Below are 11,198 nucleotides of genomic sequence, written 5' to 3' on the forward strand. Positions count from 1 at the left end.
CGACCCTTGCTATTGCTAAACTTGAAGAATATGAAGAATTAAGAAGAGTTCTTTACACCTTCTTTTTGAAGAAAATACAGCATTTTCATACCGCCACAATTCGTACAGTTTCAGAACGTCGGTGACATACAGAGTTATTAGATAGTTCGCTTCCTAGTTTTAAGCAGCACTTTGAAAACGAATATATTGAAGGTTACACATTACTGAAACAGGGAATGGCTGATTCCGATATTGGTGACAAACTAAAAGGGAGTATACTTGCTGATTCGTGGGCCAAATGGAATATTGATAATATGGATGAATTGGAAAAACTACGTCGAAGCAAACCATCGTTTTAGGACTCTGTCTTTTTCATGCTAAGTAATATAGACAATAAATATAATATTGCTAAATTTTATAGAATTTTATCCGAGATATGTAAAACAGCCTTAAGTGTCTACTTTTACTTGACCATGTCAGCGGCGTTGGAGATCAATAAAAAATGAATATCGGCACACAATATAAGCCAGATGATGAATTCAAAGCGAAAGCCCGACTCTTTCAATCGAAATATCGTGCAGAAGTTTTAAAGGTCGAATTTCAAGATTATGGAAATAGGTTGATCGATTCAGATGGCAAAACATTGTTGAATTATTACGATAAACTGAATTCAAGAGAGGTCCTCAGGCAACGTTATCCTTCCTACTCTAGAGAGCGTGATGCCGATCTTTTACGTAGTGAACACATTCCTTTCAATTTGCTCGCACCGCTGGACACCAATCAAGAAGTAGCTGACAGCATCATTTCCAAGGTTTGGAATATTGATTGTGCTGAAATTCAGTTGATCAAAATAGAATATGCACCATCGCCAAAAGAGAAATATCTGAATGATAGAACAGCCTTTGACACCTATCTCAAAGTCATTCTGAAAAACGGAAATACATGCGGCATTGGAATTGAGGTAAAATATACAGAACAGGCTTATCCCATCGGGAAAACAGAATCGACCAATATTGAAAATCAGGAATTCCCATACTGGCAAACGGCAAGAGCATCTGGTTTTTTCAAAAACCCAGATGATAAAATTTTCGGAACAGATAAATATCGTCAAGTTTGGAGAAATCATCTTCTTGGGTTAAAAATGATCCAAGTTGGGGATGTTGATGAGTTTTACTCCATCACGCTATTTCCAAAAGGAAACAACCATTTTCAGCATGTGATTCCTGAGTATATTTCCCGACTAAAGGATGATGCAAAATCGTATTTAATTGGATGTACATTTGAGAAATTCATTTCATCAATTCAAGGGTCACCAGAATTTGAAGAATGGAAGGAGTGGCTGAGTCAAAGGTACATCATGAAAATCTCTAACAAAAGCATCGACAGCAACAAGAAATAGCCGCACGCCCATTTCTCGAGCGTCATGTTGGTCGTTGATTGCAAGGGGAGAGAACAACATGCCAACCGAAATGAAACTATGGCAGATAAATAACCAGCGTCCGGTGTCTATACCAAAGCAGAAACTCGACTTTGAATCTCGGTTGGAGGAATGGCTGTGGCACGATATCAACCTTATCAACTCTGATCTTCTTGTCATTGGTCAGCAAGTCGAGACAGCTTATGGCGGAATCATTGACTTGTTGTCTCTTGACCATGTAGGTAATCTTGTTGTTCTTGAACTTAAACGTGACAAGACGCCACGTGATATTGTGACTCAAACACTGGACTATGCGTCATGGATTCAAGATTTGGGACATGAGACAATCAACGAACTAGCGAACCGTTTTCTAAAAGGGAAAAACTTGGAGCAAGCTTTCCGAGAAAAATTCCAGACGGATTTGCCAGAAGTCCTGAATGAAAGACATCGCATGTTTATAGTGGCTTCATCTATTGACTCGGCAACGGAAAGAATTGTGAAATATCTCTCTGAAACTCACGACGTAGATATCAACGTTGCGACCTTCGCCTACTTCAAAACCGAGCAAGGGGAATTTCTAGGGCGATCCATGTTGCTTGATGAAAATGAAGTTCAGAGCCGAGGTGAAAGCAAGTCTAAACGTAAACCTCCTCGATCTTTAGAGGAACTGAGGGGGTTTGCTGAGAAAAGCGGAGTTATTGAACTTTATGACAAAGCGTTATTAGAATTGAATCCTTTATTTGGCGGAATGAATCGAACTCTCACAAATGTTGCTTTCGTTGGCTACATGGGGGATAAAAAAGTTCGAAATGTTATTGTGAGTATTTTCCCAAGAGAGAGTACATCTTCCAAAGGCTTAGTGATGAAGTTCTACTTTGACCGTCTCTGTCAATACTTCAATATATCAAAAGAACAAATTACATCTCTTCTTGGCTCTCAGGCTGAGGAAACCCAGATTGACGAACCGAATTCAACATGGTTTTTCAACTCCGAATTGTTAGAATCATTAATAAATCTTCTAAATGCGCAGTGAGAGGATGAAAAATGTCCAACACCGATGAATTACAGGAATTTATGAATATTTCAGATAGGGAAAATAAATTATTTGATATTTGGATGAAAAAGGAAGGGAGAGAACCGTTTATAAAGGATGGATTACCTTCGCCTGAAGAATACTTGAAATCGAAAGTTAAAATATTGTTCATTTTAAAAGACGCAAATTTTGGTATAAGCAATGAAGACAAAAAAAGCGGTAATTTTGATTCTTCCTCTCATGATCTGCGAGCAGAGTTAAAAAAAGATCCACACGTATGGTGGCGCAAAGTTAGAAATTGGTGCGCTCCTTTACTTGATTCAAATCTGACATGGGAAGAAGTCAAAAATAAAGATATTGTTGAATCCTTGGCCCCATTTGGGTTTATGCAATTGAAGAAAAATGCAGGTAGTGGGTCTGTAGAGTATGATACATTGTTAGAAGTTGCAAAAGAAGATAGTCAAGAGATTAAAACTCAAATTACAATCTACAATCCTGATTTTATTGTATGTTGTGGAGTTGGTGAAATACTTTATAAAAAGGTGTACTCTGGATCAGAGCAAAGAACACTTACTCCGGAAGGTGTTGGATATTGGAAGGTAAATGTTGGAAGCGATGACACAAATAGTACTTATATTATTGATTACTGCCATCCAAGTGCTAGATTTGGAACGAGAATTGAGGGTGTTGTTGCATTTGGGTTAGTTAAATCAATTAACTACCTAAAACCCTCTGTGACAATGAAGGTGAGACATCTACCCTTTGAAAAATTAATATAAGGGGGATAGAAGTAATTTTAAGTATGGATGGAATAATAAAGACCTGTTGCTATGCCATTGTGCGTGGAGAGCATCAGCAAAATTTTGCACCGTTAACATACACCTAAAACAGGATCAGAACACAACTTCAGGGTGCTGCCAGAAAAAAAGCTGTTAAATCATTGACACTACCTTAACTTTGATAGATTTCTAATAAATTTTCAGCGGTTTCTACAAACTCTCCCCGCAGTTCTTCCGGTTCCAATACTTCCACGTTATCGCCAAATCCCATCAACCACCAACGGATTTGGGCACTGTCGTTGACTGTTGCCTTTATCAGCAATTGACCTTCCCCAGGCTCTGAAATTTCCTGATCCTCGCTGAGTGGAGTTTCAAGTAGATGATGGCCGGCACCATAAAAAAACAGAGCTTTTAATGTGATGGTTTTATTCTCTTCTTCACTATAATCAAAACCCCCGGCAGCTATATAGCCATCCAAAGAGAAGCCGTCAGGTGTGGCTACGTCTTCATCCAGCAATTCACACTTTTTGAAACGATGCAAAGCCAGCTGGCGTATGTCTTGGTAATTCCAGATCGTTGTTACCAAGTAGATTACACTTTCCCGAAAGACTAATCCTAAAGGGTGAAGATCATATTCCACTTCATCCCCGGAACGAGTTCTGTAACGTGCCCGAACCTGCCTACCTTTAAACAGTGCCTCGTAGATAACCATAATTACATCTTCATCGATCCCAGCTGGAATGAGGGCCTGGGTTCGAGACAAGATACGGACTTTTTCCTGCCAATGTATATAGCCATGATTTTCTGCAGCATCCAGGACCTTTTGTGAACTTTCAAAGTAGGGTTTAAGCTGGTTCAGAACTGATGGAGGAAATATATCTTTAAGAAAACGACCAACCAGCTGAAAAGTTAATGCCATATTGCTATCCATGGTCGGAATGTCTTTCAACCTGGTTTCTTTTGACCAGGACCAACCCGGAATATCTTTATCCTCATCCACCTGCAACCCCGGTAGAATGCCGGATAACGACTTGAGATCACGCTGAATAGTGCGCTGGGTTATCTCGAAGCCGTTATTCGCTAATATTTGTTTGAGCGTACTGGTTGATATCTTGGCTGGAAATCTCGGGATGTGCTGCAGCATTATTAGTTTGCGAAGAAAATTTTCACTCATAAAAAAAGCCTCTTATAGATAGCGACATATCATGTCGTCATAGGTTGGTTGCGACCTTTCTTTTGTCGCTATTTTGTTTTATATAAATGAGTAGAGAGTAAAAATCAAGGGGTTTTTGAAGAACTGCAACCAGTAAAATATGAGGTGGCTATGCGTAGAAGAAAAAGTAAAAGAGTAAATGCTGGAGTGTCGGTTATGGATGAGAAACAGCAAAATTTAACCTTCCTGTGGGGATTAAGGATACTTTTGGAACTGAGAGGCTGGAAAAAATTAGAAAGGAAAGGTTTTACCTACGATTATGATATTCTTGCTGCTGTCGGCCTGGAGCATCTCGAAGATAAGAAAATGGACAAAAAACAGTTTCTTGGGGCTCTGGAAGACCAGAAGGAGAAGATTACAAACAAATCAGTCGGACCAAATAAACACTTGGCGCGTAATTGTCAGAAAATTGCCGAGTATATCGGTTTAAATAAAGCGGAGCAAATTATTTTGATGTTTATAGTTATTCTTAAAGGAAACCGGGGGCTCCAGGATGTGACTGGTATATTTGGAGAGGTCAATGTTGAGGCGTTTTCTACTATCCTGTCGACTATTCTTGAACTTGACCATCAAGAGACCTGTGATGCACTTTCCCGGCAGGGTTTGTTGGCACGATCGGGTTTGTTAAGTATCGACCGAAGTTCGCAATTTGAGTTAAACAATAAATTTGACCTTCTGGAAGGATTGAATGACTTGCTCCAGGAACCAGATGTCACGGTGGCGGTGTTATTGCGAAATTACTTTGCTCTGGCTGGTCCACCTGAATTGACGGAGAGCAATTATCTCCATGTGGAAGATAAGTTTGACCTGATTAGGGATCACCTTGGACGGGCCTGTGAGCAACAGACAAAAGGGGTGAATATTCTGCTTTACGGTCCTCCGGGAACCGGCAAGACCGAATTTGCCAAAACCATTGCTAAAACCATTGGCTGCAAACTTTATGAAGTCAACATAGGTGACGAAGAAAAACCTTACGATAAACCAAAGCGTTTACGGGCTTTTCAGCTGGCGCAGCAAATTTTGTCTCGTCAGAAAGACGCTTTAATCATTTTTGATGAAATTGACAGCCTGTTGACCGAGGGATTCAGCTTTTTTCATGATGGTGATTCTCTTAACCTTAAGGCCTGGATCAATAAAAACCTGGAAAACAACTTGGTGCCGGCCATCTGGATTGCCAATAATATCCATTTTGCGGAAGATGCTTTTATCCGCCGTTTTGATATTGTGTTTCATCTGAATCATCCGCCGCGTTCAACTCGATTGGACATCTTGAAAAATTATTTAAGGGATATACCGGTTAGTACCGAGTGGATGGAGCTTTTGGCTGACAATAAATATATTGCTCCGGCGGTTATTGCCCGGGCGGCCCGGGTTGTGCGTTGCCAGGAGCTTAAAACTACCGGTGAAAATGAAAAGCGATTGGAGAAGCTTTTAGAGTCGACTCAGACGGCGATGGGTTATCCTGAAAAACCGGTGGTTGAGGCAAGAAACCAGATCAGGTATCGATTAGGTGCGGTCAATCCCGATCACGACCTTAGAGGGATTGTCGATGGTTTGCGTAGACATAGTGAAGGTAGACTTTGTCTTTATGGTCCTCCAGGTACCGGCAAGACGGAGTTTGGTCATTACCTGGCCCGGCAGCTGGATAAACCTTTACTGGTTAAACGAAGTTCAGATTTGCTGAGCAAGTATGTGGGAGAGACGGAAGCCAATATTGCTGGAATGTTTGACGAGGCGATTTACGAAAAAGCGATTTTACTGCTGGATGAAGCGGACAGCTTTTTACGTGATCGAAATGGAGCCAGGCAAAGTTGGGAAGTAACTCAAGTCAATGAACTTTTGACTCAGATGGAGCGCTATCAAGGTGTTTTTATCTGTTCAACCAATTTGATGGACAGCCTTGATGCGGCATCATTGCGTCGTTTTGACCTGAAAATAAAGTTTGATTTTTTAAAACCAGAGCAGGCCTGGGATCTTTTTCAATCAATCTTCAAGGAGAAGGGAATAGAGCTGAAGCGCAAAAAGCATTGGCAGGATGAATTAAAAAAATATCTTACTCTAACTCCCGGTGATTTCGCCACCGTCACGCGGAAGCTTCGGATAAATGGAGTTGAATTAAATCCGGACGCGATGCTTACCGGTTTGGTCAAAGAAATTGATTTTAAAGATTCAGAACCCAGCCGGAATATTGGCTTTTTTTCGGGGTTTAATAAATCAGCCGACGGCTATTAAATGGAAGAAAAAAATTATAGGTAACTATTCAGCACGTTGTATTGCACCTTAAGTAGTAAACTCGGGACTGTCCCCAGCTTCACCGGGGGCTGTCCCAGATGTTTACGGACTATGAAACAATGTCGGCAGGCGCCGCAAAAGCCTGGGACAGTCCCCTTCTAAACCAAAAAGCTCGGGGACAGTCCCGGTTTTGCTCACAGCAGTGCACCTCATAAAGATGTGCTGAATAGTTACCAAATTTCTATAACAATAGCTGCTATACTACTATCTATACCTATACCTTTCTTTTCTATAGATATTCCGATACCGGCAATAAAGAATACATAGGTTTGCTGGTTATTGATTGACCAAGCCCCGATCAGCCGGAAATTGACCAAAAGGCGGGGTTTTCACCCCGCCTTTTGTAATACATCGTTAATCCTGACCACAATTGTGCTTTCCGAACGAAGGGCGGTGTCCTGTTACTTCCGCAACCAGTTTCCTTTATCATCCTGAATCCACCATCCACTTTGGGCCTTCGCTCTAAGGGTCCGGGCAAAAATGGCCGCAACTTTAGGGGTGGCATCAGCCCCGAGGCGATTGGCCCTGACAATTTCTCCATATAGTGCCTGGCGGTCACTGTTTTCTGCCTTAACCAGACTGCTTAACCGGGCCCGTTTTTTTAAGGGCAGCTGATTTTTCTGCCGTAAATGGAGCAGGCCATCCGCCCCTTCACCAAAAAAACCTTTCTGATAAGCATCTTTCAGCTGTGGATACCGTTTTTTCATCGATTGTTTCACCCCCCGGATGGTTGAGGTTGAAACATTAATATCCAGTTTTTCCGCAGCTTCAGCCTGACGGATAAAATCTATCCTGAAACCCTGTTGTTCACTTTTTGTCTCCGCAGGCGTTTCTTCCGGTATCGGTTGCACCGGCTGTCTTTCATCTCCGGATCTGATTTCATCAACAATCTGCTCTGCAGCCTTCTGCACTGCTGCTGCCGGAAAATAGATGTTAATAGTAACACAGGAAACCAGTACCATCAGTAACAGCATCACCAACCATTGGCATTTTTTCATGATTTTCTCCACTCATTGAGGTTTAATGGTTTCTGAAAATTTTCAGGGATGATTATTTCTTGTTAAAAATCCGTAACACCCTTTCCTGCATATCCCGAAAGCTGATCCGATTTTCAGGGTTGTAATTAATCACGTCAACTCCGGTCAGTAACCCACGTTTAACCACGTATTCCCGACCGCCCTGATGTATAAGACCCCGCAATTGAAAAGCATCATCACGCAAACGACAATACAAGCCAATTTTCCCATAGCGATAATGACTGAAAAACCGGTTAATCCCAACATTAAGTAAACCATGGCCGGCGCTACTGCCGGAACTAATCATAGAAAGATTTTCAATCGCTTCGACACTGATTTTCTGGGGTATGCCTGAAGTTTTAACTGATTTAATCTCTAAATCAAATTTGGATGGTTGTCCATAGGAAATTTCAAAATTTTTCAGGTTTATATCAATGATTCCCGTGGCTGAACCCGCCTGCACCAGGGCGGTGACTTCTTGTAGATCCAGTTTTCTGGCCTCCATATCCAGCGCAATGACTCTTGACGAAGAAAACGGCCGGCGAACTTGAATGTTTTCTATCCCTACCAGGCCGGAAAAAAGAGGGAATTTTATTTTGCCCTGCACTTCAAGTTGGTTTTCAGCAAAAGACAGATTAAGGCCAGCCTGCAAATGATGGCGAATCTCGTTTATCAGCTCAATTATTTTCGCGGAAACCGGCAGCTCAGGTAATTGATTCTCCAAGGGTGCAGAGTTAACCTCCAGCTTCAACTCAGCCCGTTGTTGAGTTGTCAGTAATGGATGATGAATGATGAAGTTGCTGATCTTGATTGGACAACCGATGGCAACAATATCAATCATCGTCGGAATGGATAAACTTTCAGCTTTCCAATTAACCGGAATGGTTTGGGCTTCGGCATGGAGGTAAGGGCCGGTGATAGAACCAAATTTCAGTATCACTGGCGCTGCCTGGCTGCTGACCTGCAATTTTTTCACTTTATCATCCCAGGTCAAGCCGGCCAATGGCATTGAAATTTCAAGATTATGTACTTGACCATAGCCTTTACTGCCGATATTTCCGCTGCTTACTAATATATTCCCATCGATTATGGTGATTTTACGGCCTTCTTTTTCCATTGTTGCCGAAAACTGATAACGTCCTTCAGCTTCCAACCCCTGCAATATCCGTGGTTGTGCTTCCAGGAAGTCTGGCGTGAATATCTTTATAGTTCTGGCGATATCCATGGGCTGGCCGTTGAAAGACAATCTTCCTTTCTCCGGTGACCAGCTTCCATTCAGTGAACCAGTCCATAGTGGATCAGCTTCAATCCTTCCGGAAAAACTGATACCCGAATCCAGCACTGGAAATCCATTATGAAATGGCAAAATGCATTCAAATATACCATTGGCCTCCTGGCCGGTTAAATCCCAAAAATAGTTATGCCAGAGAAAAGGACCGCCATGAAGAATGGTCGACATTTTTAAAACGCCAGGTCCATTTCTTGGAACGGATATGGCGGCATCCACAAAAAAACCGACATCTTCGATTGCAACATCAGCATTGGCTGACTGAAACTGGAACTTTTTTGCTTTCAGCTGTAAACTGGCATCATAAGGGGGACAGAGAAATGTTTTTTCCCCGGTGAGGACCAGCCGATAATAAAGTTGCCCGCTTTTCGGAAACATTATCTCAGCTGACAAATTATTCGTTCGCAGCATTGCAGCCAGCGGCACCAGATCCGTTAACTCCCCGCTGCAAGTAACCTTCCATAAAGGGTTATCTGCAGATGGGAGCATGACCTGCAGTTCAGAAGTGATGGGAGCATGACCATCAAGAGATAATTCCGGTTTCAATACCAGATTTTCATCAATGATTATGGGTATGCTGAAAGTATAAACATGATCAGAAGATTTGCCGGTGACTGTCAGTTTTCCCCTGCCGTTGAACTTCTTTTTTATTGTCTCCAGTTGCAGCTCCATGGAAATGCTGCCAGATGTTTTAAGAGCAGGATGCTGCAATTCATAGGTGCCGGTTAATTGCCACCGGGAATTTGACTCAGGCTGAAAGTCATTGATAATCAGGGTAAGATTATTCAGAACCAGCTTCCATTTATTGATTCTACTCAGAAGCACTATTTTCAGACCACTGATGCTGCCCTGCTCAATGGTGGGAAAAAGCTTCAGATATTGAAGAAATTTATCATCTGTTTTCTCGTCGGATGATTTTTTCAAGTCATCCACATTAATCATAATAGTCGGTCGGATAATGGAAAGTGATTTGATAATGGTGGCAAAGGAAGAAAATGATGATTTTTTGTCAGGGTAAAGCTTTGCGGAACATGGGAATGGCAGATTAAGCGACAGCATTACAGACAGGATGATAATGAGTTTGAACCATGCACTTTTTGCTTGCCGACAATTATTCATGAGTTCCCGTTAATCGAAAAAATTCTGCCGTTCAGGCTAAAATAATTTCGGTTTTTAATTTTTTTATCCGGTCTCGCAATTCCGCCGCCCGTTCAAAATTCAGTGCTTTAGCAGCCTTATCCATTTCTTTTTCCCATTGTTTAATGGTTCGTTCACAGACTCTGTTCCCCTGTGCTAGTATCGGCCCCAGATTTTCATCGGCTGCAGTCTGCCCTGATTCCTCAGTCCCATAGCCGGTTTCCATTGATTCCTGCACCCTTTTAACCACACTGTGGGGAGTAATATGGTAAAGATCATTATATTGCTGCTGGACTTCCCTCCTTCTTTCCATCTCATTGATAGCACTGCTCATGGAACCGGTCACCCGGTCGGCATACATGATGATCATCCCATGCAGGTTGCGGGCCGCCCGGCCGGAAGTCTGAATCAGTGAGCGGTGTGAACGCAAAAACCCCTCTTTATCAGCATCAAGAATAGCAACCAGTGAAACTTCAGGAATATCCAACCCTTCCCGCAGGAGATTAATTCCCACCAGGATATCAAAAGTCCCCAGCCTCAGATTGCGAATGAGCTCTGTTCTTTCCAAAGTATCAATATCACTATGAAGGTAACGAACCTTAAACCTTAGTTGCTGCAGGTAGCTGCTGAGATCCTCGGCCATGCGTTTGGTCAAAGTTGTTACCAGGGCTCTTTCACCATGTTCTACTACTTCCCTGAGTCGCTCAATCAGATCATCAACTTGATTGCTTGCCGGCAGAACCTTGACTTCAGGATCAACCAGACCGGTTGGCCGGATAATCTGTTCGACAACATATCCGGACCCGGCATGTTCAAGTTCATAGTCTCCCGGGGTCGCTGAAACAAAAATAATCTGATTGGCAATCTGCTCGAATTCTTCAAATTTCAACGGCCGGTTATCCAGAGCTGAAGGAAGACGAAATCCATAGTTAACCAGAGTTTCCTTGCGTGAACGATCACCACGATACATGCCTCTTATTTGAGGAATAGTAACATGGCTTTCATCGATAATCAGTAAATGATTTTGAGGCAGGTAGTCCATCA

At 42.2% G+C, this 11,198-nt stretch carries 8 protein-coding genes; 4 read left to right on the forward strand and 4 right to left on the reverse strand.

Annotated elements, in window-relative coordinates; translation table 11 throughout:
- Positions 1–481: 481 nt before the first annotated feature.
- From U9P07_08990 to U9P07_09000, 3 genes are read left to right on the forward strand one after another with little or no spacing between them, the layout of a single operon-like run.
- Positions 482–1,378, forward strand: coding sequence for a hypothetical protein (locus tag U9P07_08990; protein ID MEA2109538.1), 897 nt, complete (start codon positions 482–484; stop codon positions 1,376–1,378).
- A gap of 58 nt (positions 1,379–1,436) precedes the next feature.
- Positions 1,437–2,429 carry an endonuclease NucS gene (locus U9P07_08995; protein MEA2109539.1) on the forward strand — a complete coding sequence of 331 codons (993 nt, stop codon included), beginning with the start codon at positions 1,437–1,439 and terminating at the stop codon, positions 2,427–2,429.
- 11 nt (positions 2,430–2,440) lie between these two features.
- Positions 2,441–3,208, forward strand: a complete 768-nt coding sequence (locus U9P07_09000) for a hypothetical protein (protein MEA2109540.1) — start codon at positions 2,441–2,443, stop codon at positions 3,206–3,208.
- A gap of 172 nt (positions 3,209–3,380) precedes the next feature.
- Here U9P07_09000 and U9P07_09005 read toward each other — a convergent pair whose 3' ends face one another.
- On the reverse strand, positions 3,381–4,382 hold the full coding sequence (locus U9P07_09005; GenBank protein MEA2109541.1) for a WYL domain-containing protein: 1,002 nt from the start codon (positions 4,380–4,382) through the stop codon (positions 3,381–3,383).
- A gap of 150 nt (positions 4,383–4,532) precedes the next feature.
- Here U9P07_09005 and U9P07_09010 point away from each other — a divergent pair, with 150 nt between their 5' ends.
- Positions 4,533–6,653, forward strand: coding sequence for an ATP-binding protein (locus tag U9P07_09010; protein MEA2109542.1), 2,121 nt, complete (start codon positions 4,533–4,535; stop codon positions 6,651–6,653).
- 461 nt (positions 6,654–7,114) lie between these two features.
- Here the strand turns inward: U9P07_09010 and U9P07_09015 are convergent, their stop codons facing one another.
- From U9P07_09015 to U9P07_09025, 3 genes are all read right to left on the reverse strand, one after another.
- Positions 7,115–7,711, reverse strand: a complete 597-nt coding sequence (locus U9P07_09015; GenBank protein ID MEA2109543.1) for a DUF1318 domain-containing protein — start codon at positions 7,709–7,711, stop codon at positions 7,115–7,117.
- Between the two features lie 52 nt (positions 7,712–7,763).
- Entirely contained in the window at positions 7,764–10,136 is a 2,373-nt protein-coding gene (locus U9P07_09020; protein MEA2109544.1) for a hypothetical protein, read from the reverse strand.
- 31 nt (positions 10,137–10,167) lie between these two features.
- Positions 10,168–11,198: helicase-related protein (locus U9P07_09025; protein MEA2109545.1), on the reverse strand; the 1,031-nt coding region annotated here is incomplete at its 5' end.

This window comes from Pseudomonadota bacterium (assembly GCA_034660915.1).
Classification (GTDB): domain Bacteria; phylum Desulfobacterota; class Anaeroferrophillalia; order Anaeroferrophillales; family Anaeroferrophillaceae; genus DQWO01.